Raw genomic sequence first — 26220 nt, 5'->3', positions numbered from 1 at the left:
GTTATAGCAGGTTTTGCCTCAAACACAAAGGTGTCATTCCAGTGCTTGACACTGGAATCCAGCCCTTTTACGCAGTCCCATTAAAAACGTTGTATTTTAACGTAGGATTAGCTACTTTTATACTCACCAATTTAATCTCTAATCAAAATTCCTGGATCCCAGTGTCTGGGCACTGGGATGACATCCTCCCTAGTGGATTCAAATCACAATATTCGTATAGTAAGCACTGACCACTTTTGCTTCAATATTTGCGATGCCCCTGAACAGATACAATTATTCTATTATCAGGAGGATGCCATTAATCGCTTTATATAATGCTACTTGTAACACTTATGCCCTGAACGGAGACAGTTTAGGCTGTTATGCCTGGCGGCTTTGTTGGAATAAGTTTTTCAACACTGCTAACAATAAAATTGATTGTATCGTCAGCTACCTTATCGAATTTATCATTTATCTCTTTTCCTATTTCTTGATTTTTAACATATTCGTGTAGAGCTAAAGCAGTTATAGCTGCACATGCTGCAATTAAGCCAGTTTGTGCTATAATGAATAGTAATAATCCTCCTACGAATATAGATGTTAATCCAATAGCCAGGTTTATAATTTTACTTTGTGTTGTTTGTTGCGTCGCTTGGCTTTGATCTGCCTGTTTATCCTCTAAAGCATTCGATATTGTTTTTAAGGCAACTTTTATCGCTATTGCTGCAACTGAAACCATAATTAGCCCTATAGCTATTTTTGCTAAAAGAAGAATCGACGGTAGCATCATTACAAATAATAGCGCGCCAATTCCTCCAGCTAACCACTTCTCATTTATTTTTTTTGATTGATTTGTACCAGTGTTCATTATTACCCTCCACTTTACTTATGATTTACCTATATCTAATACGAAATATGAAGGTAGTCAACTATATATTTTATATGAAAGATTGTATTAAAAGTTTTTCATGTTATTTTTTGCTGCTTCGTGGTTAAATTTGGAATTTTAGAAAGAGTTACGTATTATTTGAAATTCTTGTATACTGTTTTGAATCAGTTAAATAGATAATGAAGTGCAGGACGCAGTTTTAATTTTACAAGATGGCAAGTGCTTTTGGGGAAAATCAGTAGGTAAAAAAGGCAAATGCATAGGTGAGGTCTGTTTTACCACTGGTATGACCGGTTATCAGCATACTATAACTGATCCTTCTTTTGCCGATCAAATTATAACGTTCACTTTTCCTCATATTGGTAACGTTGGAATAAACCATAAGGATAATGAAGGAAAGAAAATTTTTGCAAGTGGTGTGGTTATGCGTGAACTTTCTTCTATGTCCCACCCTTCTTCATATATCAGTTTAAATGATTGGTTAGAGAAAAATAACGTGATTGGGATATCAGGAGTTGATACTAGAGCTTTAACGAGACATTTGAGAGAACATGGATCTCAAAATGGAATGATATGCTCATCGAGTAAGGCGCATGCGTTGGACAAATTGAAGGAATACAAATCTGTAAATGGGATAGAAATAACCAATAAAGTCAGCTTGCATAGTAATTTTAAAAGTGACCTTAATGCAAAATATAGGGTTGTAATCGTTGATTTTGGCGTAAAAATCAGTATAGTTTCACGCTTAATAGAACTTGGTTGTACAGTTGAATTAATCAGACCAAGCACAGGTTTTGCTCAAAAAGTGTTGAGTATGAATCCAGATGGGATAGTGCTTTCAAATGGTCCTGGTGATCCGCAAGAAATAGGAGAAAGTGTAGTTTCAGAAATAGACATTATTATAAAATCTAAAATACCAATTTTTGGCATATGCATGGGCCATCAATTACTTGCGATTACTTTGGGGGCAAAGACCATCAAGATGGATATAGGTCACCGAGGGAGTAACCATCCAGTTTATGATGTAATTAGTGGAAAAGTTGAGATCACTAGCCAAAATCATGGTTTCGTTGTTGATTCAGCTTCTCTTCTAAGTAATGTTGAAATTACTCACATTTCTCTATTTGATAATAGTGTAGAGGGAATAATGATGAAGGATTACCCAGTCTTTTCTGTGCAATACCATCCAGAAGAAGCGCCAGGTACGCATGATTCGCATTATTTGTTTAAACGTTTTATTGACAATATTGTGTTGTATAAAATGAAATCTGCGTGATTTTAATCAGGGTAGGTTTTATTGCTTGATTTTTTAATTTTAGGCGTTTAGTATTAAATACAATAAGAGCTTAAGTTAAGATGCTAAAATAGTATTCTCTTAACAAATTTTTGCGGAGGAGTGACCGAGTGGTTAAAGGTAACAGACTGTAAATCTGTCCGCGTGAGCGTACGTAGGTTCGAATCCTACCTCCTCCATTGTGCGGGTATAGCTCAATGGTAGAGCTCTAGCCTTCCAAGCTAGTGACGTGGGTTCGATTCCCACTATCCGCTCTTTTTTTTGTTGTATTTTTATAAAATCAACATATTATTTATTGATGTATTTGTATTTTAGGTAGAAAAGTTTAAATTATGACAGCAATAGTGGAAGCATTTGGAAAGCCGCATGTAAATGTGGGAACAATAGGACATGTGGATCATGGGAAGACGACGTTAACAGCGGCGATAACGAAGCATTATGGAAATTTTGTAGCGTACGATCAGATAGATAAAGCGCCAGAAGAAAGGAAGAGGGGGATAACGATAGCAACAGCGCATGTTGAGTATCAGACGGAAAAAAGGCATTATGCACACGTTGATTGTCCTGGACACGCTGACTATGTAAAGAACATGATAGTAGGTGCAGCACAGATGGATGCGGCGATATTGGTAGTGTCGGGGGTTGATGGGCCAATGCCACAAACGAGAGAGCATATATTGCTGGCGAAGCAGGTAGGTGTTGGATATATCGTGGTGTATATAAATAAAGCTGATGTTGCTGATGCTGATATGATAGATTTAGTAGAAATGGAAGTGAGGGAATTACTGAGTAAATACGGATTTCCAGGGGATGAAGTGCCTGTGGTGGTTGGTTCAGCGCTCAAGGCGCTGGAGGATGACAGCAGCGAATATGGAAAGAAATCAATAGACAAATTGATGGAAAAGTTAGATGAATATGTAGCGGTTCCACCAAGGCCTGTGGATTTACCATTTTTATTGCCAATCGAAGATGTATTTTCGATATCGGGGCGAGGAACAGTGGTAACAGGAAGAATAGAGAAGGGAGAGATAAAGACGGGAGAAGAGATAGAGATAATAGGTCTGAAAGCGACGCAAAAGACGATATGCACAGGTGTTGAGATGTTTAAGAAGTTGCTGGATAAGGGAAGTGCAGGACTCAATGTAGGAATATTGTTAAGAGGAACAAAAAGAGAAGAAGTGGAGAGAGGGCAAGTATTAGCGAAACCGGGGACGATAACACCGCATAGAAAGTTTAAGGCGGAGGTTTATATATTAAAGAAAGAGGAAGGAGGAAGGCATACACCATTTTTTGCGAATTACCAGCCACAGTTTTATTTAAGGACAACGGATGTAACTGGGAGCATAAAATTGCTAGATGGGAAGGAGATGGTAATGCCAGGAGATAATGTGAGTGTAGAAGTAGAATTGCAAGTACCGATAGCAATGGATAAGGGATTGCGTTTTGCGATAAGAGAAGGCGGTAGAACTGTTGGTTCTGGTGTTGTTTCTGAAATTTTGGAGTGAGTGTAGTAACTAAGATGAAGCAAGATATATATATTAACATTAAGGCTTTCGATTGTTCTTTATTGGAGGAGTGTGTTCGAAAATTTGTTGATGAATTAAAGCGGTCCAGTGCAAAATTATCTGGTCCGATTGCGTTGCCAAGGAAAGATTCTAAATTTATTGTTAATAGATCTCCTCACGTTGATAAAAAATCTCGTGAACAGTTTGAAATGAGAACTTCTAGGCGTTTGATTGTTTTACATGATCTTACTCCTACTATGATGCAGATGCTTACAGGTTTATCTTTTTCTGCTGGCGTAGAAGTGGATTTAAAAGTCAAGGAAGTTAAGGTTTAGGAGAAGGAAATGAAGAGAATAAATTCGCTGAGGAGAATTGGTTTACTAATGATGAATATTGGTCATACTGCTATGTATTCTGACAATAGTCGCATGGCTGTAACTTTATTGCATCTCAGCGAAACTTATATTATTGATATAAAAGGACAAGATAAATGTGGCTATAATTCAGTCATTTTAGGCACAGGAGATTTTAAAAATATAGCAAAACCTCAGTTGGAATATTTAAAGAAAAAGGGTATAAATAATAAATGTAAGTTATACGAAAGTAGATTAAATGACCTGTCGGGAATAGAATGTGGTAAAAAAGTGGGAATCAATCATTTTGTGGTTGGTCAATATCTTGATATTACGGGTTATTCTATAGGTAAAGGATTTGCTGGTGTGATGAAGCGGCATAATTTCAGTGGGCTTAGGGCATCTCATGGTGTTTCTATTGCTCACAGATCACAAGGTTCCACTGGCCAATGTCAGGATCCTGGTAGAGTATTCAAAGGAAAGAAAATGGCTGGTCATTTAGGTAACAGCAGGATAACTGCACAAAATATGAAGATATTATCCATTGATCATGAAAATAGTATAATTGCTGTGAAGGGTAATAATGTTCCTGGGTTTAAAAATTCCTATGTTTTTGTAAGAGATGCAGTTAAAAAATCTTTACATAAAGATGTTCCTTTTCCGGTAGGTTTACTGTTAGATGTAAATGATGATGCTAGTAATTTGGTAAGTTAGTTATGGAATGTAATTTAGTTAATCTATCTAATGATAATGTAGGTACTGCTCAGCTCAATCCTTTGATATTTTCTGCTAAGCAAAAATTGAGTATTTTGCATGATATAGTGAGATGGCAATTAGCGAAGAGAAGAGCTGGTACTCATAAAACAAAAGGTATTAGTGATGTCTCTGGTACAACAGCTAAACCTTATGATCAAAAACGTACCGGTAGGGCAAGACAAGGGAGCTTGCGATCTCCTCAATTTAGAGGTGGTGGGATTATTTTCGGCCCTGTTGTGAGGAGTCATACTTATTCTCTTAATAAGAAGGTACGCAAATTTGGTTTAAAAATTGCTTTATCTCTAAAGTATTTAAATAATCAAGTAATTATTCTGGATAATTTAAATATTGATGTGAAGAAAACGTCTGAAATGTGTAAATGTATTAAAAATTTTAAATTTTCTTCCTTTTTGATAGTTGGTGATTATGGAGATGATTTGTTGCGTGCGGCTAAAAACTTGCACTATGTAGACTTAATCAAACCTATTGGGTTAAATGTTTTTGATATATTGAATCACGAATGCGTGATGTTGACAAAGGATACTTTAAAGCATCTTGAAGGTAGATTGTTATGATCAAATATAATAATATAATAAAATCTCCTATAATTACAGAAAAGGCCTCTTTTTTGAGGGAGAAGTTTAATAAATATTCTTTGTATGTTTTTGTAAATGTAAATAAGCGTCAAATAAAGTTGGCAATAGAGTCTCTATTTGATGTTAAAATTTCTTCTATAAATGTTGTTAGAATTAAGCCTAAATATAGGCGTTTTAGGGGTGTGATTGGTTGTGAAAAACAGAAAAAGAAAGTTTATTTTTCTTTGATGGATGGTCAAAAATTAGATATAATGAGCGTTTAGTATGGGTATGAAATTTTTTAATCCTGTTACTCCGTCTTCTCGTGGGACTGTGTTAGTAAGTAAAGTTGGTTTATCAAAAGATGAGCCAGAAAAGTCTCTTACATCCGGTAAAAAGTCCAGTGGTGGAAGAAATAATCATGGTAGAATTACAACTCGTCATAGGGGTGGTGGTCACAAAAAGAAGTATAGAGTGATAGATTTTAAGCGTAATAGAAGTGGTCAAGGTATAGTTGAAAAAATAGAGTATGACCCAAATAGAAGTGGGTTTTTGGCGTTAATATCATATAAGGAAGATGATATTAAGTCTTATATATTAGCTCCTCAAGGTATGAAGCCAGGTGATGTTGTTACAGCTGGGAATGATGCTGATATTTTGCCAGGGAATTGTTTACTACTCAAGCATATACCTGTTGGTTCTTTCGTTCATAATGTTGAGCTGAAGCCAGGTAATGGTGCTGCGATTGCTAGAGCTGCTGGTTGTTATGCACAAATCGTTGGTCGTGATGGCCAATATGTTTTATTACGACTCAGGTCTGGTCAAATTAGGTTGATTTTATCTTCTTGCAAGGCTACTATTGGTGTAGTATCTAACCCTGACCATAAGAATAGAAAGTTGGGTAAAGCTGGGAGAAGTAGGTGGCTTGGGATTAGACCTACTGTACGTGGAGTTGCAATGAATCCGGTTGACCATCCTCATGGAGGCGGGGAAGGAAAAACCTCTGGTGGTCGTCATCCTGTTACTCCTTGGGGTGTTGCAACAAAAGGAAAGAAAACTCGAAGGAGAAATAAATCTAGTGATAAGTATATAAAACAATTGAAAGGTTAGTTTATGAGTAGATCTGCATGGAAGCCTCCTTTTTGTCATCCTTCTATATTAAAGTCGGTGAATAATGCTTTAAACAAGGGGTTTGTTAACATGGCTATAAAAGTTCATTCCAGGGCTTCTGTAATTCTTCCTAATTGTTTAGGTTTAAAGTTTGCTGTTTATAATGGTAAGGATTACATTCCTGTGAATGTTAATGATCAGAATATGATAGGTCATAAGTTTGGTGAGTTTTCACCCACTCGTAAATTTACTGGGCATAGTGGTGATAAAAAGGCGACAAGAAGGTAATTGATATGAAAAACAGAGATGTAATAGTTAAAGCTGGTTCTAGGGTTTTAAAATCAACTCCTCGTAAATTGAATTTGGTTGCTGGTTTAGTACGTAATAAAAAAGTTTCTTTTGCCACTGTGCAATTAAGATTTTGTGAAAAGAAAGCTGCAGGTCTTATAAGGAAGGTATTAAATTCTGCGATTGCTAATGCTCAAAATTATGGATTGGATATCGATAATTTATATATAAAAGAAATTTTAATAGGTAAGTCTCTTACTTTGCGTAGGGTATGTCCAAAAGCTATGGGTAGAGCTAATAGAGTTAGTAAACGTTATAGTAATATAACTGTAAAATTGGGGGAAATTATATGATTCATAAAAATAGAAAATTAATAAGGAAAGTGCAAAAATATGGGAAACGTTAATCCTAAAGGATTTAGGTTAAAAATAATTAATACTTGGTCATCTATTTGGTATGCTGAGAAGGGTTATAAACAATGGTTGCATCAAGATTTATCTATTCGCAGTTATATAAATGAATCTTTTAAGCATGCTGGTGTTTCTAAAGTAATTATAGAGCGTACGATCGATTTGGTATCTGTAATAATACATTCTTCTAGACCTGGAGTGATAATAGGTAAGAAAGGCTCGGATATTGAGAAGATAAAGCAAAAGATAGCTGAAAAAGTAAAAAATAATGTGGAAGTGAATGTAGTAGGGGTTAAAAGGTCTGAAATAGATGCAGTTTTAATATCAAACAGCATTGCACAGCAGTTAGAAAAAAGGGTTTCATTTAGAAGAGCGATGAAAAAAGCTATTCAAAGTTGTTTGAGGATGGGTGCTAGAGGTATTAAAGTAAGTTGTTCTGGGCGCCTTGGCGGAGCTGAGATAGCTCGTACTGAGTGGTATAAAGAAGGCCGTTTGCCTTTGCATACTTTACGTGCTAATATAGATTATGCTTTTGCTGAAGCAAAAACTATATATGGCATCATAGGAGTTAAGGTCTGGGTTTATATTGGTAACTAATTAGGTATATTGAAATGTTTATTCCTAAAAAAAGTAAATATAAAAAAGTATTTAAAGGACGAATTAAGGGTAACACGAAAGGTGGTAGCACATTATCTTTTGGAGATTATGGTCTAAAGGCTATGGAAGCAGGTAGGATTCAATCTAAGCATATTGAAACTGCAAGGCGTGTAATATCTAGAACATTAAAACGCTCTGGTAAAGTGTGGATAAGAATTTTTCCTGATACCCCTGTTAGTAAAAAGCCGGCGGATGTGCGTATGGGTAAAGGGAAAGGTAGTGTTGAGTTTTGGGTATTTAAAGCTAAGCCCGGTAGAATGTTGTTTGAAATTAGCAGTGATGTTCCCATGCATTTAGCAAGATTGGCGCTTGAAAAGGCAACTGCTAAGCTTCCTATGAAGTGTAAATTTGTATCTAATCATAATTAAATGGAGTTGCAATGGATATAGCTGACATTGAATCGAGGTCCTCGCAAGAATTGCATGAAATTCTTGTGAATTTGAGAAAAGAGTTTGTTAATTTGGTTTTTCAAAAGAAGCTGGGCCAGTGCAACAATATTTCGCGTTTTAGCTTAATAAGAAAGAGCATAGCTCGTATTTTAACTACATTAAATAAAAGAAGAAGAGAGGAAAAGAATGCCTAAAAAGGTTTTTTGTGGTACTGTAACTAAGGCTAAGTGTGATAAGACTGTAAAGGTTTCGGTATTACAAGTGTATAAGGATGAGCTGTATAAAAAGGTTATAAAAAAATACAAGAAGTATACAGCACATGATGAGAATAATAGTTGTAAAGAAGGGGACAAGGTTTTAATACAAGAACACAAGCCTATTTCTACTACTAAAAAATGGGTTATTGTTAATAGCTCACATTGAATAGGATATTTATATGATTCAAAAAAATACATTGTTGGAAGTAGCTGATAATTCTGGTGCGCGTGCAGTGCTTTGTATTGGTTTATTGGGTGGTAGAAAATCTGCATCTATAGGTGACACAGTTATTGTATCTACTAAATCTATTACTCCAAGAGGGAAAGTTGAGAAGGGAAAAGTATATAGAGCAGTTGTGGTGAGGGTGAAAAGCCCTATTAGAAAATCTGATGGTTCTGTAATTCGTTTTTCTAGCAATGCTGTAGTTTTGATTAATGATCAAGGTGAACCACTTGGCACTCGGGTGTTTGGTCCGGTAAAAAAGTTATCATCTGGTTCTTTTATGAAGATAATGTCATTAGCTGTTGAGGTTTTATAATGAGTGCTAAAATAAAAAGTGGTGACGACGTTATAGTTTTAACTGGTAAAGATAAGGGAAAAATTGGTAAGGTAATCAAAGTTATAGCACGTGATGCTAAAAAGAAAGTAATTGTTTCTGGAGTGAATGTGCATAAGAGACATACTAAACCAAAAGCTGGTAGTAGTAGTGGTATATTAAATAAAGAGTTAGCTATTGATATATCCAACGTTGCAACATTGGACCCTAAATATAAAACTCCAACTAGAGTGGGGTTTAAGGTTATAGACGGTAGAAAAGTGCGTTTTGCAAAAGTTTCTGGAGAAGTGATAGATTAGGTTGATATGTTTAAAGAATTGTATAAAGATAGCATAGTAAAGTCCTTGAAGGATAAGTTTAATTACGGCAATATAATGCAAGTGCCTAAACTTGTCAAGGTGTGTATCAATATGGGCGTTGGAGATGCTGCTACAGATAGTAAAGCAATAAATGAACCACTTGATAGCCTATATTTGATTGCTGGGCAGAAGCCTTTATCAACTTTTGCAAAAAAATCTATTTCTGGCTTCAAGATCAGAAAAGGTGCTACAGTAGGTTGCAAAGTAACTTTGCGTAGAGATAAAATGTATGAGTTTTTAGAAAGATTGATATATATTGTTTTGCCAAGGGAAAAAGATTTTAGAGGATTTAGTGTGAAGCAATTTGACGGTAATGGTAATTTTTCCTTTGGTATAAAGGAACATATCTCGTTTTTAGAAATAGACTATGATAAAATAAGTAAAATTAGAGGTATGGATATTAATATTATAACAAGTGCAGTTAGTGATAAGGAAGCAAAGGAATTATTACTGGCTCTTAAATTTCCTTTTTTTGATTAATTGAGAGGAGAAATATATGGCAAAAAAATCTATGATAGAAAGAAATCTTCGCAGAATAAAGTTGTGCGATCAATATAAAGAAAAAAGAGAAAAATTGAAATCTATAATAAATAATAAGAATTTGTCTATTGTAGAAAGGTTTACAGCTCAAAATAAATTAATTAAAAAATTGCCTAGAAATTCTTCTAAAACCAAAATTAGAAATAGGTGTGCTTTAACTGGGAGACCAAGAGGAGTATATAGAAAATTTGGTTTATGTAGAATTGTTTTGCGTGATTTATGTTCTTTTGGGCAAATTCCAGGAGTTACAAAGTCTAGTTGGTAAATATAATATAAGGAGTATATTGTGGCGTTATCTGATAGTATTGGTGATTTTTTAACAAGGATACGTAATGCTCAATTGGCAATGCATAGGGCAACAAGGGTACTATTTTCTAAGATGAATTCTTCTATATTGGAGATTTTAAAAGAGGAAGGGTATATCCTTGATTATGAAAAGCAAGTTGTAGATAATTTACCTTCTTTCATTGTAAAATTGAAGTATTATGAGAAGTCACCTGTAATTAGTGACATAGTTAGGGTGTCAAAGCCTGGTTGTCGTCGTTATTCTAAGTATAAGGACATTTCTAAAGCATATAATGGTCTTGGTATTTTTATTATATCGACACCCAAAGGAGTGATGACTGATTATAATGCACATAAGTTAAAGGTTGGTGGAGAAGTTTTGTGTCGTGTGTTTTAAATAATAGGAGAAATTCATGTCTCGTATAGGTGCTGCTCCTATCAATATTCCTGCTGGTGTTTCAGTTGAATATAATAATGGTAGTATGTTAATAAAGAGCGCTAAGGCTGAAAAGGAAGTTAGCTTGATCAGGGATGTTGTGTGTCAGATTATTGATAATCAGCTATTGCTTTCTGTTGATCAAGATAAAGATAATTATGATAAAATAAAGCCTATGTGGGGCACTTATAGGAGTAATATTAATAATATCATTAACGGCATGGTTGATGGTTTTTCTGTTAATCTTGAGATTAACGGTGTGGGATATAAGGCAGAGTGTGATGGTAAGTATTTGACTTTATATCTTGGTTATAGCCATAATGTTAAATATAAAGTGCCTAAAGATGTTGAGATTAAGTGCATAAAGCCAACTCACTTAGTAGTTAGTGGTATGGATAAGCAGAAGGTCTATATGGTGGCGTCTGATATATGCAAAATTAGAAAATATGATCCTTATAAAGGTAAGGGTGTTGTAATAAAAGGCAAATTTATGCTGCGTAAGGTTGTAAGTAAAAAGAAGTAATAAAAATGAAAAGATCGTATAATTTTTTAAGTAATTCTGAAAAAAGGAAGTTACGTAATAGAGCGAAGCTTGACAAGAGCGCTGAACGTTTACGTATATCCATATTTAAATCTAATAGGCATTTTTATGTCCAGTTAATTAATGATGTAAAAGGAATAACTCTCACTTCAGCTTCTACTTTGGATGCTAAAATTAAGGATGTATGTAAAGGGAAAGTCAACGCTGAAACTATAAAACAGGTTTCTTCTTTAATGGTTGAGCGTCTGTCTGGCATGAAATTAGAGCAGCAGCTTACGTTTGATCGTGGAGCGTATAAATACACAGGATTAGTTTCTCAATTTGCTGAGGCTTTAAGAAGTTCTGGATTTGAATTTTAGAAGGTTTTGAATATGGCTATAAAGAATTTACAAAATAATAATGATTTATCAGAGCTTTTAGTTTCGGTACGAAGAGTGACAACGGTTACCAAAGGTGGTAGAAGATTTTCATTTTCAATTTTGGTTGTTGTTGGCGATGAGAAGGGTAGGGTAGGGTGTGGAATAGGTAAGCACGCAGAAGTTGCTGAAGCAAGAGTCAAAGCTGTAAATGCTGCAAAGAAATCAATGATTAGAGTGTACTTGCGTGAAGGTAGAACTTTGCATCATGATATTAAAGCTAAATTTTGTTCTGGTGAGATAGTTTTAAGAACCGCAAGAGCCGGAACAGGTATTATTGCTGGTGGAGCGATTAGATCAGTTTTTGAGGTGTTAGGTATAAAGGATGTGGTAGCTAAATCCACTAGATCAAATAATCCTCATAACGTTATATGTGCGGTGTTTAAGGCTTTTGATAGTATGTTATCTCCTCGTCAGGTAGCAAGCAAAAGAGGCAAAAAGATTAGCGAGATAGTTGGAAACAGGTAAAGTATGAATAATGCTGTAAAATTAAACTCTATATTTACTAAATTATCTAAGAAAAAGAAGCCTAAGTTGCTGGGTAGAGGTATCGGTTGTGGTAAAGGTAAAACATCCGGTAGAGGGCATAAAGGGCAGAAGGCTAGAAGTGGAGTTTCTATAAATGGTTTTGAGGGTGGACAACAGTCTATATATATTCGTTTGCCTAAAAGAGGTTTTAAGCCTATACGTAGGAGCATATACTCTATAATTAATGTTGGCGATATACAGCGCTTAATGGAAGCTAAAAAAATAGTGAAGGACTCTGTTATAGATAAGGAGAGGCTGTATAAATTAGGTTTTATAAAGTCTATTAAGGATAAAATTAAACTTCTTAATAAAGGTAAGTTGAGCGAAAAATTTGTGTTTCATGTTGATTTTGCGTCAGAAGCTGCAAAAAAATCTGTAGCTTCAGTTTGTGGTAGTGTGGAAATACTATCGTAAGTCATGGGCAATAAATCAGCATTTAATAGCTTGGATCCTACGTTGTTATATAAAGGCGATTTATTAAAGCGTATATTTTTTACGCTAATAGCTTTAATTTGCTATCGCTTGGGTACTTATGTGCCTATTCCTGGAATTAATCTTGATGTAATTAATGATATATTTCCCAAAGATGGCTCAGGCGTTTTTGGAGTATTTAATTTATTTTCTGGTGGTGCATTGGCTAGAATGACAATTCTAGCATTGAACGTTATGCCATATATAATGGCTTCTATCATTATTCAGTTACTTTCTTCTGCGATTAAAGGAATGAAGGAAGTTAAGAATGATGGAGAGTCAGGCCGTAGAAAGATGAATTCTTATATACGCTATCTGACCATAGTAATTTGTGTATTTCAATCAATTCCAATTTTGGTTGGATTGGAAGGGATGAATAGGGAAGGGGTATTGGTTGTAATCGAACCTGGTGTTATGTTTCGTACAATAGGTGTTTTCAGCCTTTTAGGTGGAACTATGCTTTTAATATGGCTTGGTGAACGAATCAGCGCTAGCGGTATAGGCAATGGTATCTCATTAATCATTTTCACGGGTATAATATCAGAGTTACACAGCGCTTTGTCATCTTTGTTAACGTTAAATAAAAACGGTAGCGTATCGTTATTTATTATCCTTTTTGTTTTGGTATTGTTTTTTTTGCTGCTACTCTTAGTCATTTTTGTAGAGTCTTCTTATAGAAAGGTTATTGTTCAACATCCTAAAAAGCAATTTAAAAGATTACATAATGACGATTTTACTTATATTCCATTGAAGATTAATTTATCTGGTGTAGTACCAACCATTTTTGCTAATGCAATTTTATTGACACCTATTTCAATTGCAAATTTCTATAAGGGGCACGCTTTTTCTGATTTTATTTTGAATTACTTTATGGCAAATAAAGTAGTATATATTGTAGCCTATTTGGTGCTGATAGTATTTTTTAATTTTTTCTATACCAATTTTATATTTAATCCAGAGGAAAACGCAGATTTTCTTAAAAAAAATGGTGGTTTTATACCTGGTAGAAGCCCTGGGAAACATACTTCTGATTACCTTCAAGATATAGTTTTTAAGTTGACATTCATTGGCTCTGCGTATTTGGTAGTCATATGTACTGTACCTGAAGTTATGAGATATTATTATGATATACCATTTATTTTTGGTGGGACGAGCTTACTGATTATAGTGAACGTTATTACTGATACTATTATGCAAATACAATCTTATATTTTTTCAAATAGGTACGACAACTGGATAAAGAAATATGAGTCTAAAACGAGGAAAGTAAGATGATCATTACGATTTTTGGTCCTCCAGGTTCTGGTAAAGGTACTCAGTCAAGCTTGTTAATAGCAAAATATAATTTAAAATTAATTTCAGTAGGGGATTTATTAAGGAATATTATATCTAGCAGTAGTGAGTTAGGTAAAAAAATAAAGGGTACCGTGGAATCTGGTAATTTAATTCAAGATGAAATTATATGTGGATTATTACGTGACCAGCTTGCATTAGTGGATGATAATTGCTTATTAGATGGTTTTCCGAGAAATTTAAACCAGGCTCATTTTTTGACTCAAGTTTTGCAAGAAAAATATAATAGGGATGTTGACATTGTAGTTGAGCTGCAGCTTGACGATAATATTGCAATCGATAGGTTAAAAAATCGTCTCGCGTGTTTGGACTGTAAAAGCATATATAGTGTATCTTCTTTTAAGAGTACTACTTGTGCTAAATGTAAAAGTACGAGGTTAGAGAAAAGAATTGATGATGCTGATATGTCTGCAATTAATAAGAGAATAAGTGAATATCACCTTCAAATGAAAGGTTTACGCGAGTATTATAAAGGCAAATTATTAACAATTGACGCTAATTTGAGTGTTGATGAGGTAACGCAAGAGATTGAAAGTAAAATTTCTTGTAATTTGGTTTGACTCTGAGTTGTTTTATGGTATAAATTAAGAGTTGTTATTAATAAAGTATCGAGGTACCAGTGGCACGTATTGCAGGCATAAATATTCCAGTGAGGAAATGTGTTCCTTTTGCATTAACTTATATATATGGTATAGGTATTGCTACTGCGAATGTAATTTGTCACGCTTGCGAAGTTGATAAGCGCAAACGTGTTTCAGAATTACGAGATGAAGATATAGAAAAGATCAGCGGTTTCATTAGACAAAATTATGTTATAGAAGGTGAGCTCAGAAAAGAAGTGGCTATGAACATAAAATCTTTAGTGGAAATGGGATGCTATAGAGGGGTGAGACATAGAAAAGGTTTACCTGTGAGAGGGCAAAGGACTCATACTAATGCTAAGACTCGTAAAGGTAGATCTCGGTTGCCTATTGCTGGGAAAAAATAAAATTTATTATTATTGTGAGTTTTAATGAAAAAAGTCAAAACGGTTAGTAAGAGTAAGAAGGAGTTTATTACTGGTGTTGTCCATATTCGTGCAACTTTTAATAATACTTTTGTAAATGTAACTGATGTTCATGGTAATACGCTATGTCAAACTTCTGTGGGTGCATGTGGTTTTTCAGGTTCGAGAAAATCCACACCTTATGCTGCAGGTAAGGCTGCGGAGTCTGCTGCGAAGAACGCAATGGAGAGATTTGGTATGAAGGTTGTCTCTGTAATAATTCGCGGTCCTGGCTTTGGTACCGAAGCTGCGGTTAAAGCGCTTCAGAGCTGTGGGTTGACTGTGACTTCAATTGCAGATAAAACCGCAATTCCTCATAATGGGTGCAGGTTAAGAAAAAAAAGAAGAGTATAGGATATTTGAAAAGGTTGTTTTATGTATTATAATAATGATGTTTCTCTCTGTAGCAATTTAGATAAATTGATTAAACCTAGTTCAGTTAAGGTAATATCAGATGATTCAAGTGAAAAAAGTGATATAGTGCTAGAACCGTTGGAAAGTGGTTTTGCTTTAACATTAGGTAATGCATTAAGACGTGTAATGTTATCTTCTCTTAAAGGTAGTGCTGTTTATGGAATAAAAATTGAAGGTGTAACTCATGAGTTCACTTCAATTCAAGGGGTGAGAGAAGACGTAACTGATATAGTATTAAATATGGGTATGTTGAGGTGTAAATTAAATGGTGCTTCTAATAAATGCTTAAATTTAAACGCTAAAGGGCCTTGCCAGGTATTAGCTGGGATGATAGAAACTGATGATCAATGCTCTATTGTTAATAAAGATTTGTTAATATGTACGCTGGGGCAAAATGTGGAGCTTAACATGACCATATATGTGGCTAGCGGAAAAGGTTATCTTCCTGTAACTAAATATAAAGAAAATGAACTTTTGAAGCTTATGAGTGAACAGGATTTAATTGGTTTTATTCCAGTTAATGCTTTGTATAGCCCTGTCAACAGGGTTTCGTACAGGGTAGAGAACAGTCGTGTTGGCCAAGTGACTGATAAGGATAAGCTGATATTGTCAATTGAAACTGATGGTACAATTTCTCCGAGTCAAGCTGTTGACTCTGCTGCAAGAATATTACAGGAGCAACTTCAGCCCTTTATTAGTTCTGATGTAAGTTATAAAAAATCGCAGGTTTCTTCGTCTAGTGGTGCTAAAGATTTGGGTTATGACCCTGTCTTATTGCGTAAGGTAGATGAAATGGAATTATCTGTCAGGTCTCATAACTGTCTGAAAAACGAAAACATCACTTATATAGGTGATCTTGTGCAAAAGACAGAAGGTGAAATGTTAAGAACTGCTAATTTTGGCAGAAAGTCTTTGAATGAGATTAAGGCAGTTTTGACTAATTTTGGCTTGTCTTTGGGTATGAATGTGCTAAACTGGCCACCTAAGGATATAGATGAGTTGGCTAAACAACATACTGATGAAGATTAGGTGATATATGAAACATGGAATAAAAAAACGTAAACTATCTCGTTGTACTGAACATAGATTATCGACGTTAAAGAATCTATCTATCTCATTAATTAACCATGAGCAGATTGTAACTACTTTACCAAAAGCTAAGGAACTTCGTCCATATGTCGAAAAGTTTATTACAATTGCTAAGAATAAGAATACTTTACATGGTAGAAGACTTTTGCTTTCACGCCTTCATAATAGTAAGTTAGCAGTTGATAAGTTATTAAACGTCTTAGCCAGCCGTTATCAAGATCGTAAAGGTGGGTATTCTAGAATAATAAAATTTAGCACTCGAAAGGGTGATTGCGCTTCAATGGCAGTGATAGAACTGGTTGATAGGGATATTGCAGCAAGAGGTAAGGTTTATAGTAAAAATAAAGAAGGAGGCAAAGTAGTTACACAAAGTTAATTGTTATCATAATTGTTCTTCTTGTGGTAAGTAGGTTACGCTACTTTGTAGGTTACTTTGGCGAGTTATTAGTTTTAGTATATTTAAAACTGAAATGGTATAATGTTATAAAACGCCGTTACCGTTGTAAGTTCGGTGAAATTGACTTAATTGTATCTAAAAAAAAGGAGCTGATTTTTATAGAAGTTAAAACAAGTTTACTTGGAAAAGAAATACCGATATCTCATCTTCAATGTCAGTCTATTATAAATTCTTCTAAGTATTTCTTAAGTAAAAACCTTAGTTTTTTAGATTATTCAGTCAGATATGATTTATATTTTCTTTCCTTAAAGAGAAGACCTGTTTATATAAAAAATGCTTGGATTGAAGAATGAAAGATTTGTAGCTGAATTAATTTAGATTTACTGGATTTAATATGAAAAAGACCCAATACAATAATTTAGTTTCATCTTACGCTAGAGTGCTATTTCATGTCTCAGGAAGCAGGTTAGGTATTATAAGGAAAGAAGTAGAATTTTTGTTGGCTTTTTTTAAGGATCAACGTGATGTTTTTGTGTACCTATCTCATCCTATGATTTCTTTTGCACACAAAAAAGAAGTGATGCTTTCTATAAATGAGCACTTGAGTGAGAATTTAGTAAAATTTATTATGGTTATATTTGCAAATAAACGCTCTAGTTTATTGATCCTTATATTAGAAAAATTCTTAAGTCTTGCAAGAGAAAATGAAAATGAATTCGAAATTACTATAAAGTCAGCAGAAACTTTAAAGGAATCTGATATAAAAATAATTACTGAATCTTTGAGCTTTCTTGGTAAAATAATAAAAGTAAGCAATGTGGTTGACCCTTCTATACTAGGTGGCTTCGTAGTTAGGTATGGTTTTAATTTGATCGATGCTTCGCTAAAAAGTTACTTGGATAGGTTAGTTGACTTAAGTAAAATGGAAATATTAAAAGTAAGGAATTTTGTATGAAGAACAGTATGAATGTTTCTGAGATAGCAAGTATAATAAGAGAAAAGGTTGAGACGTTTGATAATCCTATAAAGCGGGAAAATATAGGTGAAGTAATTTCAGTAACAGATGGTATCGCATTGGTTTATGGGCTGGAAAAAGCAAAATTCGGTGAAAAGGTATTTTTTGCAAGTGGTGTAGAAGGAATAGTTCTCGATTTAGATCATGATACGGCTGGAATAGTTGTGCTTGGTAATGACCGTGATGTGAAAGAAGGGGACGTTGTAAAATGTAGTGGTGATGTTGTGCAGGTGCCTGTAGGGCATGAATTGTTAGGGAGAGTTGTAAATGCGTTGGGCCATCCTATGGACGACGGTGGGGAAATTAGAGCCAAAAACAGAATGGATATAGAATCTAAAGCGCCAGGCATTATTGATCGTAAGTCTGTGCATGAGCCACTGCAAACAGGAATTAAAATTATAGATTTGCTAATTCCAATAGGTAGAGGGCAGCGTGAATTAATTATTGGTGATAGACAAATTGGTAAAACTACTATTGCGCTTGATACTATTATCAATCAGAAGAAGATTAACGATGAGGTAAACGAAAATCAAAAAGTTTACTGTGTTTATGTTGCTATTGGGCAAAAAATTTCAACAGTAGCAAAAGTGGTAAATAAGCTGAAAGAAAGCGGAGCATTAGAGTATACAACTGTAGTTGTGGCTAGTGCATCTGACTGCGCGCCTATGCAATTTTTAGCACCTTATGCTGGTTGCACTATTGGGGAATTTTTCCGTGACAATGGAATGCATTGTTTGATTATATATGATGATTTATCTAAGCATGCTGTGGCATATAGGCAGATGTCTTTATTGCTCAGACGTCCTCCTGGTCGTGAAGCTTACCCTGGAGATATATTCTATGTACATTCTCGCTTGCTTGAAAGAGCTGCTAAAATGTCTGATAAAAAAGGGCAGGGTTCTTTAACTGCTTTGCCAATTGTCGAAACTCAAGCTGGTGATGTATCTGCATATGTGCCAACAAATGTTATTTCAATTACCGATGGGCAGATCTTTCTTGAGTCTGAATTATTTTATAAAGGATTTCGACCTGCAGTAAATATAGGTTTGTCAGTTTCACGGGTTGGTTCTGCTGCACAACTAAAGTCTGTGAAGAAAGTTGCTGGTTCTATAAAGCTAAGCTTAGCTCAGTATAGAGAATTAGAAGATTTTGCAAAATTTGGTTCTGATCTTGATGCTAGTGTTCAATTATCCTTGAATAAGGGTAAATATCTTGTCGAGTTATTAAAGCAAAAACAACATTTACCTATGTCAATAGAAGAGCAAGTAGTGCTGATGTATATTTTTTCTAACCTATATAATCAGTTAAGTAAAATACAAATAAGTTACATTAATAAATTTGAACATGATCTTATTAATTATTTTCATACTGTACACCCTGGGGTTTTAAAAAAGTTGTCAAATGACATGAGTGATGATATAAAAGGTGATATTTTTAACATTGTGAGTAATTTCGTTACTCAATTTAATTGCGTTTAGGTGGTGATTATGGCTTCATCCATTATTAATAAATTTCCTATGACGAGGGAAGGTTTTGAGAATATGCAAGCCGAACTTGAAAAATTAAAGGAAGAAAAACCTTCTGTGATACAGGCTATTTCTGATGCTCGTGATCAAGGTGATTTGTCTGAAAACGCAGAGTATCATGCAGCACGGGAAAGGTTAGGTTTTATTGAAGGCCGTATAATGGAGATAGAAAGTAAGCTCTCACATGCGGAAGTAATAGAAGTAAAAAATTTGTCTGGTGATTCAGTAATGTTTGGTGCAACTGTGACATTAAGCATGTTAAGTGATAATAACGGTGAAGTGGAATATGTTTATAAGGTTGTAGGCGAATATGAAGCTGATGTTTCAAAGCAGTTAATATCTACTAGTTCACCACTTGGGAGTGCCTTAATCGGCAAAAAAGTCGGTGAATATGTGGAAGTGACAGTGCCAAATGGAGAGAAATTGTATAAAATAGTTAAGATTGAATTTAAGTAAATTATTATGGTACAGGCCACTTATGCTTCAATGAGTCTACCAGGTATTTCTTCTGTGGAAGATGTATTAGAGGATGCTCGTTCCGGTAAATTATTCATTTTAGTTGATGATGAAAATAGAGAAAATGAAGGCGATTTGATTGTCTTAGCTGAGAAAATAAAGCCGGAACATATGGCTTTTATGGTTAGGTACGGTACAGGGGTTGTTTGCTTAGCAATGACTAAATTTCACATGAAAAGGTTGGGCCTTAATTTCATGGAAAAGAAAAATATTGGTGAAAATCATACCGCATTTACTACATCAATTGATGCACGTTATGGCATTACAACCGGTGTTTCAGCAGAGGATAGAACGAAAACTATACATGCTGCTATCAACAAGGATGGTACTCAGGATGACATCATAACTCCAGGTCATGTTTTTCCTGTAATTGCACATAAAGGTGGGGTGGCACAACGTGCTGGTCATACTGAAGCGAGTGTTGAAATGGCGAAGTTAGTAGGGTTTGATCATTCAGCAGTTATTTGTGAATTAGTGAATGATGATGGCTCTATGATGCGCTTACCTCAGTTACTTAAATTTGCTGAACAACATAAAATTAAGTTAACTACCATCGACAAACTTATCAGTTACGTTAAAAATTTAAACTAGCGTTTATAAATTTGTATAATTTAAGTGTTAAAATATAGGATTTCTATAAATTATACAAGCACAGAATTTTCATGTTTAGAGTTGCTAAGTTTTTGACCTTATTGTTCTTTTTTGCATATTGTAATAATGCTTACTCTATTAACATTATTAGAGATAGTGAAGTGGAAGCAATAGTGAAAGAGCTAGCGCAACCTTTATTTTCTGCTGCGGATATTGATCATGAGCAAATAAAAGTTTTTATAATTAATGACAATTCGATTAATGCTTTTGTAATTAACAATAACAGTATTTTCATTCATTTAGGACTTTTACAATATTCGGCTAAACCTTATGTCCTGCTTGGTATATTAGCACATGAGATTGCTCACATATCTGCTGGTCATATATTGCAAATGAGTAGTGCTATGGGTTATTTTCAATCGATAGCAATGATTAGTTATATGGTAGGATTAGTTTCTAGTATTATCATTAACCCTCAGGTTGCTGGTGCAATTTTGCTTAGTGGTGTAGCGTTTAGTTCAAGGCTATTTTTTAACTATTCTCAAGAGCAAGAAAGTGTAGCAGATAGCTATGCTTTAAGGTATCTTGATGAATCTGGCTATGATAATTCAGGTATGAAAGAGATTTTTGATTATTTTAAAAGTATTGAGCATGAGAACACCGAGGAATATTTCCGCACTCACCCACTTAGTGAGAAACGCATATTTGCTGTACAAAATTATAAGGTTAAAAACAACGTAAAACCAATTTTTGCGGATAAGTTACTAAAGTTTGAGCGTGTGGTTGCAAAGCTAGACTCTTTCTTTGCTCCTATTCATGTGTTATCTAATAAATATGAAGATAATTCTGAGTATGTAAATGCTATAGTTTGCTATAGGCAAGGAAAGATAGAAGAGGCTATTGCTAAAGTTAACTCATTGATTCAAGAATCACACAGTGATCCATACCTATATGAATTAAAAGCAGAAATGCTATACAAGGCCGGAAATTTAAGTGAAGCAATAAAAATGTATGAGGAATCGCTTAGGTATTTATCTGAGAAAAACAGTTATTTAGTGAAACTTGCATTATCTCATACTTTATTATTACACGGTGATGCAAAAAAGGCGATTTTTTACCTGGAGCAGATTTTGAATGTAGAACCAAATAACGCTTTTGTCTGGAAATATTTAAGCATTGCATATAAATGTGAAGCTGATACGGCAATGCATTATTTTGCCTTGACAAAAAAGGCTTGTATTGAAGGTGATTTAAAGCAATTTATGAAATACGCTGAGTTAGCTGTTAAAACTCTACCAAAAGATAGCCCTTATTTGTTGCAAGTTGAAGATATGAAGCGGTTTAATGGATAACAAAAAAGCATTTCTGCACTTTTTGGATTATTTTTGTCCACACTTTTCCAACATAGTTTTTGCTTCATCGCTTACGTTGGGCATAATTTTCGTTATGATAGTTTTAGCGCCAAAAAATACACCACAGAACATGCCAAGAGCAAAGAGGGCTGGCCACGGCATCCTGCCAAATATTGCAAGCAAAGCTGCACCAATTATTACTACCGTCATAAGTGGACCGCCTATCCCCCAAACATAACCAATAATATTGCATATTACTTTAGTTGTGTCATCCATATCAACACCAGGGTTATCTGCATAACCTGAGAAAGAGAAAAGCAATACTACACACAAAACACCAAAAAATCCTATTATAGAGCTCATTTTTTTGCCTCTAAATAATAAATTAACGCAAACCTAAACCTACACATATTTTTATTTTAAAGTAAAAATTATAATTTGTCCATACATAAGTGTTGCTACATAAATAACCCACCATTAATGTTAAGCACATGCCCTGTTATATATTTTGCTTCATCACTTGCTAAAAACAAGACCCCTGCTGCTATTTCTTCCCCTGTTCCCATTCTTTTCATTGGAATATTATCTAATATTTTTCCCTTTTGTCCTTCATTTAAAACTTCAGTCATTTTAGTATCTATAAACCCAGGAGCAATACAATTTACTGTTATATTACGACTTGCAACTTCTTTTGCTATGGATTTGCTCATAGCTATTATTCCAGCTTTAGACGCCGCATAATTTGCTTGCCCGGCGTTTCCTGTCAGCCCTATTATTGAGGAAATATTTATAATTCTTCCCCAATTATTCTTAATTAGTTTTCTGCATGCTTCTCTACTCAGCTTAAATGTAGAGCTCAAGTTAATATCAATTACTTTCTGCCATGCTTCATCTGTCATTCTCAATAATAAACTGTCTCGCGTAATACCCGCATTGCATACGAGCCCGTCAAAGCCTTCCATCAGCTCACTTGCTCTATTTATTAGTTGATTTACTTCCTCAGCATTTGATAAATCACAAGGGAGTACATGCATGTTTTTTTCATATTGTTTAGCAACTTCTTCGAGCACTTCTTTTTTTGTGCCAGAAATACATAAAGTTGCTCCGGCTTTGTGCATAATTTTTACAATTGCTTGCCCTATTCCGCCTGATGCGCCAGTAATCAGGAACTTTCTGCTTTCCAATTTAAGCATAATAACTTTATATTATCTTAATTCCTAACAGAATATTGACTAGTTGGCAATAGATTTCTTACATAATATAAGTAACTCAGATATTCACAAAATAAAGAAAAAGTTATAATAAAGTTAAACGTCAAAAAATTTTAAAAACATAGTTGATGCAGGAATTGTTACTAAATAGTTTATTCTGGTGCTCTACAGTCTAAATGGAATGCTTAAATTATAGATTCTTTGTTTTTGTGTGTTATCTTGAGTTAACACAAATTCACAGTAGTATTATGATAAGTAAGTTAAAAAAGCTTAGCGCTGGATTTTCTTTGACAGGCTTGATTGGCCATGGTGATAATATAAATATGCAAGGAGCAAAAAATAAAAAGAAGAAGTACCCAAAATTTTTGGATAAGACGTTTGCATTGATTGATGCAGTGATAAATTTTATTTTAAAACGCGAAAGTAATAACGTAAATGAAGTCCTGAAAGTAACGTGGGGACCACTATTTTTTGGTCTGGTAGTAATACTCATCTTTTTTGGGATAGGTGGTATTTGGTCGGCTATAGCTCCAATTGACGGTGCGGTGCATGCAAGTGGAGAAGTTATTGTATCTTCAAATAGAAAAATAGTTCAACACTTGGGTGGAGGAATAATAAGCAAAATTTTAGTAAAAGAGGGTCAAGCAGTTAAAAAAGATGAGCCTCTAGTTTTGTTGAGTGATGTTAACGAGAAGGCGAATTTAAGTATCATCAAAGAGAAGCTCTTATCATTTTTAGCAACAGAAGCAAGGCTTCTTGCAATCAGAGTAGATTTGGACACGCTCGAGTTTCCTGATGAGGTTAAAAAATTATCTCACGATGAACTTGTAAATAAAGCGATAAAGAATCAAGTAAAGTTGTTCAACTCTCAGAGAAAGAGCATATTGGGAAAAACAGACATACTGCAACAACGTATAAAGCAGTTAAATGATGAATTAGCGGGGCTAAACTTTCAACTAAATGCAGCTCATAAGCAATATGACTTGATAACTGAGGAGTTGGAAACAAAAAGACAATTACTTGATAGTGGCCATATAAGCAAACCACACATTTTAGCTTTAGAAAAGCAGTTTGCTGAAATTGAAGGCAGAGTTGGACATTACCGTTCTGCAATATCTCAAGTGCAGCAAAAAATTGGAGAGAACGAATTAGAAATTATAAACGTGAGAAATGATTCTCAAGAAAGAGCAAACGCTGAACTTAAGGAAGTTAGTACGTCTATTGCAGACTTGAAAGAGAGACTGATGGTTGCTGAAGATTCATTAGCACGTACAATAATTAAATCGCCTCAAGATGGGATAGTCACAGATATAAGATACCATACTGAAGGTGGTGTTATACAATCTGGAGTTCCGATCATGAGCGTAGTGCCATCGGATGATGACCTAATAATAGATGCTAAAATTCAGACCAGAAACATAGAAGAGATACTGTCAGCACAAAAGAAAGATAGCAACATAGTCTCTATTGATGGGCTAGAAGGGCTAAGGGTTAAAGTTCGTTTAAGTGCTTACAGTGCACGTCGTTTAAGTTTAATTAATGGTATAGTAAGCAATATTTCTCCCGATGCCCTTGATGATCCAAGGCTAGGGCGTTATTATTCAGTACGTGTAGTGATACCAAAACCAGAGCTTGCTCAGTTTAAAAACGTATACCTATACCCTGGTATGCCAGCAGAAGTGTACATAGTTACTCAATCTCGTACTCTTTTATCATTCTTGTTTACGCCTATAATTGCAACAGTCGATAGGTCTTTTATAGAAAGGTAGCTCACTCGTTAAAGTAGTAGTGAAAGTGCCGTAATAAAATTTAGGTACATAATTAGACAATAGGCTTCTTGACCTTACCCAGAAAAAGTGGAGAGAAAGAAAGGAGTTTTTTTGGGTAAAATAAAATTTTGGAGGATTAGAAATGGCAAGAGAATATACGGCAGAATTCAAATTGGAAGCTGTTAAGCTGACAAATGAACAAAGAAAGGTAGGTCAACCAGTTGCAAAAGTAGCAAGAGATCTAGGAATAAGGGATAGTGTATTAGGAAAATGGATGAAGAAATATAACGAAAAAAAGTCAGCGGCAAATGCATTTCCAGATGTAGCACCTTATGACAAAGAGAGATTTGATTTACAGAAAGAGTTAGCAAAAGTAACAAGAGAAAGAGACATTTTAAAAAAAGCCCTGGCCAGTCAAAAAGAGTAAAATATTTTTTCATAAAAGAGCATAGTAAACACTATAAAGTGCAGGAATTATGTAGGGTTTTCTGCTAGTGGCTACTATAAGTGGACTACAAGGAAAATAAGCAGTAGAGAATCAGCAAATAAAGAGTTATTAGCAGATATTCAAAAAATATATCAAGCTTCTAAATGTAGATATGGAGCTCCTAAAATTCATGCTGAATTAAAGGCTTTGGGTAAAAGTTGCAACTTAAAAACAGTGCAAAGTATTATGCAGAAAAATGGTATTCAGGCTATATTGAGAAGAAAATTTAAAATTAAGAAACAACAAACGGACAGTAGCTCCCAATATATTAGACCAAAACTTTATTGTCGATCAACCAAATAAAGTATGGGATTACTTATATAAAAACCAAAGAAGGATGGCTATATTTGGCAACAATAATCGATCTATATTCACGCATGGTAGTTAATGAGCAGTTCAATAAATAAACAATTGGTTATGGACTCTTTATTAATGGACGTTAACAAGCGTAAACCTGCCAAAAATCTACTATTACATAGTGATCAAGGTTCACAATATACTTCGCAAGGTTATCAATATCTCTTATCCATAAAAAACATAGATGAGTCATAAAGGTTGTTGTTACGACAATTCTGTTGTGGAAAGCTTCTTCAGTTCTCTAAAAAGGGAGTTACCAATAGACACCTCTCGGCACTCTAAACAGCATATCAAAACTGCTATATTTGAATATATAGAAATTTTTTATAACAAACAACGTCACTATTAACTATTGCATTCCAGAACAATTTGATGCATCATTCTTTTTGTAAAAAACATTCCAAACTTTCTCTCCACTTTTTCTGGGTAAGGTCAATACCTTTAAGCCCAACACCAAGCTCGAGAAAGTAGAAAGTGTGGAGCAGCCTATTCAGTCTTCTTTG

38 protein-coding genes, 2 tRNA genes and 1 pseudogene are annotated in these 26220 nt (G+C 34.6%); 38 read left to right on the top strand and 3 right to left on the bottom strand.

All coding sequences use genetic code 11. From position 1 onward, the window contains the following. Positions 1-352 precede the first annotated feature (352 nt). The gene (locus WHA_RS03140; protein ID WP_015589147.1) at positions 353-847 is read right to left on the bottom strand and encodes a hypothetical protein; all 495 of its coding nucleotides are present in this window, start codon (positions 845-847) and stop codon (positions 353-355) included. Positions 848-1052: 205 nt separating this feature from the next. On the opposite strand from WHA_RS03140, the gene carA reads away from it, so the two are divergent. The 36 genes from carA to WHA_RS02960 all read left to right on the top strand — a co-directional run bounded on the left by carA (position 1053) and on the right by WHA_RS02960 (position 21893). Next, positions 1053-2144 carry a glutamine-hydrolyzing carbamoyl-phosphate synthase small subunit gene (carA, locus tag WHA_RS03135; protein ID WP_015589146.1) on the top strand — a complete coding sequence of 364 codons (1092 nt, stop codon included), beginning with the start codon at positions 1053-1055 and terminating at the stop codon, positions 2142-2144. 114 nt (positions 2145-2258) lie between these two features. Continuing rightward, a tRNA-Tyr gene (locus WHA_RS03130) sits at positions 2259-2341 on the top strand. Positions 2342-2345: 4 nt separating this feature from the next. After that, positions 2346-2416, top strand: a tRNA-Gly gene (locus WHA_RS03125). Positions 2417-2494: 78 nt separating this feature from the next. Further along, positions 2495-3667: an elongation factor Tu gene (gene tuf, locus WHA_RS03120; RefSeq protein ID WP_010962759.1), complete on the top strand. Its 1173-nt coding sequence runs from the start codon at positions 2495-2497 to the stop codon at positions 3665-3667. A 14-nt stretch (positions 3668-3681) separates the two neighbouring features. Next, positions 3682-4002, top strand: coding sequence for a 30S ribosomal protein S10 (gene rpsJ, locus WHA_RS03115; protein WP_012673184.1), 321 nt, complete (start codon positions 3682-3684; stop codon positions 4000-4002). A gap of 9 nt (positions 4003-4011) precedes the next feature. Next, positions 4012-4734, top strand: a complete 723-nt coding sequence (gene rplC, locus WHA_RS03110) for a 50S ribosomal protein L3 (protein ID WP_006279218.1) — start codon at positions 4012-4014, stop codon at positions 4732-4734. A 2-nt stretch (positions 4735-4736) separates the two neighbouring features. Continuing rightward, positions 4737-5351, top strand: a complete 615-nt coding sequence (rplD, locus tag WHA_RS03105; RefSeq protein WP_015589145.1) for a 50S ribosomal protein L4 — start codon at positions 4737-4739, stop codon at positions 5349-5351. After that, positions 5348-5635 carry a 50S ribosomal protein L23 gene (locus tag WHA_RS03100; RefSeq protein ID WP_015589144.1) on the top strand — a complete coding sequence of 96 codons (288 nt, stop codon included), beginning with the start codon at positions 5348-5350 and terminating at the stop codon, positions 5633-5635. Before rplD ends, WHA_RS03100 begins: the two co-directional genes overlap by 4 nt. Position 5636: 1 nt before the next feature. Beyond that, entirely contained in the window at positions 5637-6461 is an 825-nt protein-coding gene (rplB, locus tag WHA_RS03095) for a 50S ribosomal protein L2 (RefSeq protein WP_015589143.1), read from the top strand. Between the two features lie 3 nt (positions 6462-6464). After that, complete coding sequence (gene rpsS, locus WHA_RS03090; RefSeq protein ID WP_006279181.1) at positions 6465-6749, top strand: 30S ribosomal protein S19; 285 nt, start codon at positions 6465-6467, stop codon at positions 6747-6749. 5 nt (positions 6750-6754) lie between these two features. Then, positions 6755-7102: a 50S ribosomal protein L22 gene (rplV, locus tag WHA_RS03085; protein WP_007549821.1), complete on the top strand. Its 348-nt coding sequence runs from the start codon at positions 6755-6757 to the stop codon at positions 7100-7102. Between the two features lie 39 nt (positions 7103-7141). Beyond that, complete coding sequence (gene rpsC / locus WHA_RS03080) at positions 7142-7756, top strand: 30S ribosomal protein S3 (protein ID WP_015589142.1); 615 nt, start codon at positions 7142-7144, stop codon at positions 7754-7756. Between the two features lie 14 nt (positions 7757-7770). Then, the gene (rplP, locus tag WHA_RS03075) at positions 7771-8184 is read left to right on the top strand and encodes a 50S ribosomal protein L16 (RefSeq protein ID WP_010962752.1); all 414 of its coding nucleotides are present in this window, start codon (positions 7771-7773) and stop codon (positions 8182-8184) included. An 11-nt stretch (positions 8185-8195) separates the two neighbouring features. Continuing rightward, on the top strand, positions 8196-8399 hold the full coding sequence (rpmC, locus tag WHA_RS03070) for a 50S ribosomal protein L29 (RefSeq protein ID WP_006279350.1): 204 nt from the start codon (positions 8196-8198) through the stop codon (positions 8397-8399). Then, a complete protein-coding gene (gene rpsQ, locus WHA_RS03065) occupies positions 8392-8628 on the top strand; it encodes a 30S ribosomal protein S17 (RefSeq protein ID WP_007549925.1) in 237 nt (78 codons plus the stop codon). The genes rpmC and rpsQ overlap by 8 nt, the downstream gene beginning before the upstream one ends. 13 nt (positions 8629-8641) lie before the next feature. Continuing rightward, on the top strand, positions 8642-9001 hold the full coding sequence (rplN, locus tag WHA_RS03060) for a 50S ribosomal protein L14 (RefSeq protein WP_006279348.1): 360 nt from the start codon (positions 8642-8644) through the stop codon (positions 8999-9001). After that, positions 9001-9318 carry a 50S ribosomal protein L24 gene (gene rplX, locus WHA_RS03055; RefSeq protein ID WP_015589141.1) on the top strand — a complete coding sequence of 106 codons (318 nt, stop codon included), beginning with the start codon at positions 9001-9003 and terminating at the stop codon, positions 9316-9318. Before rplN ends, rplX begins: the two co-directional genes overlap by 1 nt. Before the next feature lie 6 nt (positions 9319-9324). After that, entirely contained in the window at positions 9325-9858 is a 534-nt protein-coding gene (gene rplE / locus WHA_RS03050; protein ID WP_015589140.1) for a 50S ribosomal protein L5, read from the top strand. 16 nt (positions 9859-9874) lie between these two features. After that, positions 9875-10183: a 30S ribosomal protein S14 gene (gene rpsN / locus WHA_RS03045; RefSeq protein ID WP_006279345.1), complete on the top strand. Its 309-nt coding sequence runs from the start codon at positions 9875-9877 to the stop codon at positions 10181-10183. Between the two features lie 21 nt (positions 10184-10204). Beyond that, on the top strand, positions 10205-10600 hold the full coding sequence (gene rpsH / locus WHA_RS03040; protein ID WP_007551150.1) for a 30S ribosomal protein S8: 396 nt from the start codon (positions 10205-10207) through the stop codon (positions 10598-10600). A gap of 16 nt (positions 10601-10616) precedes the next feature. After that, on the top strand, positions 10617-11162 hold the full coding sequence (gene rplF / locus WHA_RS03035; RefSeq protein WP_007551152.1) for a 50S ribosomal protein L6: 546 nt from the start codon (positions 10617-10619) through the stop codon (positions 11160-11162). A gap of 5 nt (positions 11163-11167) precedes the next feature. Next, positions 11168-11539 carry a 50S ribosomal protein L18 gene (rplR, locus tag WHA_RS03030; protein ID WP_006279867.1) on the top strand — a complete coding sequence of 124 codons (372 nt, stop codon included), beginning with the start codon at positions 11168-11170 and terminating at the stop codon, positions 11537-11539. Between the two features lie 12 nt (positions 11540-11551). Further along, positions 11552-12064: a 30S ribosomal protein S5 gene (gene rpsE / locus WHA_RS03025; protein WP_010962748.1), complete on the top strand. Its 513-nt coding sequence runs from the start codon at positions 11552-11554 to the stop codon at positions 12062-12064. Positions 12065-12067: 3 nt separating this feature from the next. Next, positions 12068-12538 carry a 50S ribosomal protein L15 gene (gene rplO, locus WHA_RS03020; protein WP_015589139.1) on the top strand — a complete coding sequence of 157 codons (471 nt, stop codon included), beginning with the start codon at positions 12068-12070 and terminating at the stop codon, positions 12536-12538. 3 nt (positions 12539-12541) lie between these two features. Continuing rightward, on the top strand, positions 12542-13870 hold the full coding sequence (gene secY, locus WHA_RS03015) for a preprotein translocase subunit SecY (RefSeq protein ID WP_015589138.1): 1329 nt from the start codon (positions 12542-12544) through the stop codon (positions 13868-13870). After that, positions 13867-14508, top strand: a complete 642-nt coding sequence (locus WHA_RS03010) for an adenylate kinase family protein (protein ID WP_007550178.1) — start codon at positions 13867-13869, stop codon at positions 14506-14508. Before secY ends, WHA_RS03010 begins: the two co-directional genes overlap by 4 nt. Before the next feature lie 59 nt (positions 14509-14567). Beyond that, positions 14568-14936, top strand: coding sequence for a 30S ribosomal protein S13 (gene rpsM / locus WHA_RS03005; protein ID WP_010962745.1), 369 nt, complete (start codon positions 14568-14570; stop codon positions 14934-14936). 24 nt (positions 14937-14960) lie between these two features. Next, positions 14961-15347, top strand: coding sequence for a 30S ribosomal protein S11 (gene rpsK, locus WHA_RS03000; RefSeq protein ID WP_015589137.1), 387 nt, complete (start codon positions 14961-14963; stop codon positions 15345-15347). 21 nt (positions 15348-15368) lie between these two features. Next, positions 15369-16436 (top strand): DNA-directed RNA polymerase subunit alpha, encoded by a 1068-nt coding sequence (locus tag WHA_RS02995; protein ID WP_012673178.1) that lies wholly within the window; start codon positions 15369-15371, stop codon positions 16434-16436. A 7-nt stretch (positions 16437-16443) separates the two neighbouring features. Further along, positions 16444-16872, top strand: a complete 429-nt coding sequence (rplQ, locus tag WHA_RS02990; RefSeq protein WP_007550873.1) for a 50S ribosomal protein L17 — start codon at positions 16444-16446, stop codon at positions 16870-16872. A 23-nt stretch (positions 16873-16895) separates the two neighbouring features. Beyond that, entirely contained in the window at positions 16896-17246 is a 351-nt protein-coding gene (locus WHA_RS02985) for a YraN family protein (protein WP_012673177.1), read from the top strand. A 41-nt stretch (positions 17247-17287) separates the two neighbouring features. After that, the gene (gene atpH / locus WHA_RS02980) at positions 17288-17848 is read left to right on the top strand and encodes an ATP synthase F1 subunit delta (protein WP_010962742.1); all 561 of its coding nucleotides are present in this window, start codon (positions 17288-17290) and stop codon (positions 17846-17848) included. Next, complete coding sequence (gene atpA / locus WHA_RS02975) at positions 17845-19386, top strand: F0F1 ATP synthase subunit alpha (RefSeq protein ID WP_012673176.1); 1542 nt, start codon at positions 17845-17847, stop codon at positions 19384-19386. Before atpH ends, atpA begins: the two co-directional genes overlap by 4 nt. Positions 19387-19395: 9 nt before the next feature. Next, positions 19396-19890 carry a transcription elongation factor GreA gene (gene greA / locus WHA_RS02970; protein ID WP_007549342.1) on the top strand — a complete coding sequence of 165 codons (495 nt, stop codon included), beginning with the start codon at positions 19396-19398 and terminating at the stop codon, positions 19888-19890. Positions 19891-19896: 6 nt separating this feature from the next. Continuing rightward, the gene (gene ribB / locus WHA_RS02965; protein WP_007549343.1) at positions 19897-20541 is read left to right on the top strand and encodes a 3,4-dihydroxy-2-butanone-4-phosphate synthase; all 645 of its coding nucleotides are present in this window, start codon (positions 19897-19899) and stop codon (positions 20539-20541) included. 71 nt (positions 20542-20612) lie between these two features. Next, the gene (locus WHA_RS02960; RefSeq protein ID WP_012673175.1) at positions 20613-21893 is read left to right on the top strand and encodes a M48 family metalloprotease; all 1281 of its coding nucleotides are present in this window, start codon (positions 20613-20615) and stop codon (positions 21891-21893) included. Between the two features lie 27 nt (positions 21894-21920). On the opposite strand, the gene WHA_RS02955 is transcribed toward WHA_RS02960, so the two are convergent. Both WHA_RS02955 and fabG read right to left on the bottom strand, forming a co-directional pair. Continuing rightward, the gene (locus tag WHA_RS02955) at positions 21921-22256 is read right to left on the bottom strand and encodes a TrbC/VirB2 family protein (RefSeq protein ID WP_007550269.1); all 336 of its coding nucleotides are present in this window, start codon (positions 22254-22256) and stop codon (positions 21921-21923) included. A 95-nt stretch (positions 22257-22351) separates the two neighbouring features. Continuing rightward, positions 22352-23086 carry a 3-oxoacyl-[acyl-carrier-protein] reductase gene (fabG, locus tag WHA_RS02950; RefSeq protein WP_015589136.1) on the bottom strand — a complete coding sequence of 245 codons (735 nt, stop codon included), beginning with the start codon at positions 23084-23086 and terminating at the stop codon, positions 22352-22354. Positions 23087-23352: 266 nt separating this feature from the next. Here fabG and WHA_RS02945 point away from each other — a divergent pair, with 266 nt between their 5' ends. Together WHA_RS02945 and WHA_RS07535 are read left to right on the top strand one after the other, a co-directional pair. After that, positions 23353-24873, top strand: a complete 1521-nt coding sequence (locus tag WHA_RS02945; protein ID WP_015589135.1) for an HlyD family type I secretion periplasmic adaptor subunit — start codon at positions 23353-23355, stop codon at positions 24871-24873. Between the two features lie 142 nt (positions 24874-25015). Beyond that, positions 25016-26109: pseudogene (locus WHA_RS07535) on the top strand (IS3 family transposase). Positions 26110-26220: the final 111 nt, after the last annotated feature.

Origin of the sequence: Wolbachia endosymbiont of Drosophila simulans wHa, from assembly GCF_000376605.1 — a bacterium.
In the GTDB taxonomy this organism is placed as follows: Bacteria; Pseudomonadota; Alphaproteobacteria; order Rickettsiales; family Anaplasmataceae; genus Wolbachia; species Wolbachia pipientis.
The sequence above is the reverse complement of the archived record's forward strand: the minus strand, read 5'-3'. Positions and strand labels throughout refer to the sequence as shown.

Excerpts from the sequence above, each read along its gene's own strand:
- rplX (WP_015589141.1), top strand. The coding sequence starts at position 9,001 with ATGAGTGCTAAAATAAAAAGTGGTGACGACGTTATAGTTTTAACTGGT.
- rplD (WP_015589145.1), top strand. The coding sequence starts at position 4,737 with ATGGAATGTAATTTAGTTAATCTATCTAATGATAATGTAGGTACTGCT.
- WHA_RS02995 (WP_012673178.1), top strand. The coding sequence starts at position 15,369 with ATGTATTATAATAATGATGTTTCTCTCTGTAGCAATTTAGATAAATTG.
- ribB (WP_007549343.1), top strand. The coding sequence starts at position 19,897 with ATGGTACAGGCCACTTATGCTTCAATGAGTCTACCAGGTATTTCTTCT.
- rplQ (WP_007550873.1), top strand. The coding sequence starts at position 16,444 with ATGAAACATGGAATAAAAAAACGTAAACTATCTCGTTGTACTGAACAT.
- WHA_RS03100 (WP_015589144.1), top strand. The coding sequence starts at position 5,348 with ATGATCAAATATAATAATATAATAAAATCTCCTATAATTACAGAAAAG.
- secY (WP_015589138.1), top strand. The coding sequence starts at position 12,542 with ATGGGCAATAAATCAGCATTTAATAGCTTGGATCCTACGTTGTTATAT.
- rplE (WP_015589140.1), top strand. The coding sequence starts at position 9,325 with ATGTTTAAAGAATTGTATAAAGATAGCATAGTAAAGTCCTTGAAGGAT.
- rpmC (WP_006279350.1), top strand. The coding sequence starts at position 8,196 with ATGGATATAGCTGACATTGAATCGAGGTCCTCGCAAGAATTGCATGAA.
- rpsC (WP_015589142.1), top strand. The coding sequence starts at position 7,142 with ATGGGAAACGTTAATCCTAAAGGATTTAGGTTAAAAATAATTAATACT.
- tuf (WP_010962759.1), top strand. The coding sequence starts at position 2,495 with ATGACAGCAATAGTGGAAGCATTTGGAAAGCCGCATGTAAATGTGGGA.
- rplC (WP_006279218.1), top strand. The coding sequence starts at position 4,012 with ATGAAGAGAATAAATTCGCTGAGGAGAATTGGTTTACTAATGATGAAT.
- WHA_RS03140 (WP_015589147.1), bottom strand. The coding sequence starts at position 847 with ATGAACACTGGTACAAATCAATCAAAAAAAATAAATGAGAAGTGGTTA.
- rplN (WP_006279348.1), top strand. The coding sequence starts at position 8,642 with ATGATTCAAAAAAATACATTGTTGGAAGTAGCTGATAATTCTGGTGCG.
- rplF (WP_007551152.1), top strand. The coding sequence starts at position 10,617 with ATGTCTCGTATAGGTGCTGCTCCTATCAATATTCCTGCTGGTGTTTCA.
- rplR (WP_006279867.1), top strand. The coding sequence starts at position 11,168 with ATGAAAAGATCGTATAATTTTTTAAGTAATTCTGAAAAAAGGAAGTTA.
- rplP (WP_010962752.1), top strand. The coding sequence starts at position 7,771 with ATGTTTATTCCTAAAAAAAGTAAATATAAAAAAGTATTTAAAGGACGA.
- rplO (WP_015589139.1), top strand. The coding sequence starts at position 12,068 with ATGAATAATGCTGTAAAATTAAACTCTATATTTACTAAATTATCTAAG.
- atpH (WP_010962742.1), top strand. The coding sequence starts at position 17,288 with ATGAAAAAGACCCAATACAATAATTTAGTTTCATCTTACGCTAGAGTG.
- rpsQ (WP_007549925.1), top strand. The coding sequence starts at position 8,392 with ATGCCTAAAAAGGTTTTTTGTGGTACTGTAACTAAGGCTAAGTGTGAT.
- rpsJ (WP_012673184.1), top strand. The coding sequence starts at position 3,682 with ATGAAGCAAGATATATATATTAACATTAAGGCTTTCGATTGTTCTTTA.
- rpsK (WP_015589137.1), top strand. The coding sequence starts at position 14,961 with ATGAAAAAAGTCAAAACGGTTAGTAAGAGTAAGAAGGAGTTTATTACT.
- rpsS (WP_006279181.1), top strand. The coding sequence starts at position 6,465 with ATGAGTAGATCTGCATGGAAGCCTCCTTTTTGTCATCCTTCTATATTA.
- atpA (WP_012673176.1), top strand. The coding sequence starts at position 17,845 with ATGAAGAACAGTATGAATGTTTCTGAGATAGCAAGTATAATAAGAGAA.
- WHA_RS02955 (WP_007550269.1), bottom strand. The coding sequence starts at position 22,256 with ATGAGCTCTATAATAGGATTTTTTGGTGTTTTGTGTGTAGTATTGCTT.
- fabG (WP_015589136.1), bottom strand. The coding sequence starts at position 23,086 with ATGCTTAAATTGGAAAGCAGAAAGTTCCTGATTACTGGCGCATCAGGC.
- WHA_RS03010 (WP_007550178.1), top strand. The coding sequence starts at position 13,867 with ATGATCATTACGATTTTTGGTCCTCCAGGTTCTGGTAAAGGTACTCAG.
- rplV (WP_007549821.1), top strand. The coding sequence starts at position 6,755 with ATGAAAAACAGAGATGTAATAGTTAAAGCTGGTTCTAGGGTTTTAAAA.
- greA (WP_007549342.1), top strand. The coding sequence starts at position 19,396 with ATGGCTTCATCCATTATTAATAAATTTCCTATGACGAGGGAAGGTTTT.
- rpsN (WP_006279345.1), top strand. The coding sequence starts at position 9,875 with ATGGCAAAAAAATCTATGATAGAAAGAAATCTTCGCAGAATAAAGTTG.
- WHA_RS02945 (WP_015589135.1), top strand. The coding sequence starts at position 23,353 with ATGATAAGTAAGTTAAAAAAGCTTAGCGCTGGATTTTCTTTGACAGGC.
- rplB (WP_015589143.1), top strand. The coding sequence starts at position 5,637 with ATGGGTATGAAATTTTTTAATCCTGTTACTCCGTCTTCTCGTGGGACT.
- WHA_RS02960 (WP_012673175.1), top strand. The coding sequence starts at position 20,613 with ATGTTTAGAGTTGCTAAGTTTTTGACCTTATTGTTCTTTTTTGCATAT.
- rpsE (WP_010962748.1), top strand. The coding sequence starts at position 11,552 with ATGGCTATAAAGAATTTACAAAATAATAATGATTTATCAGAGCTTTTA.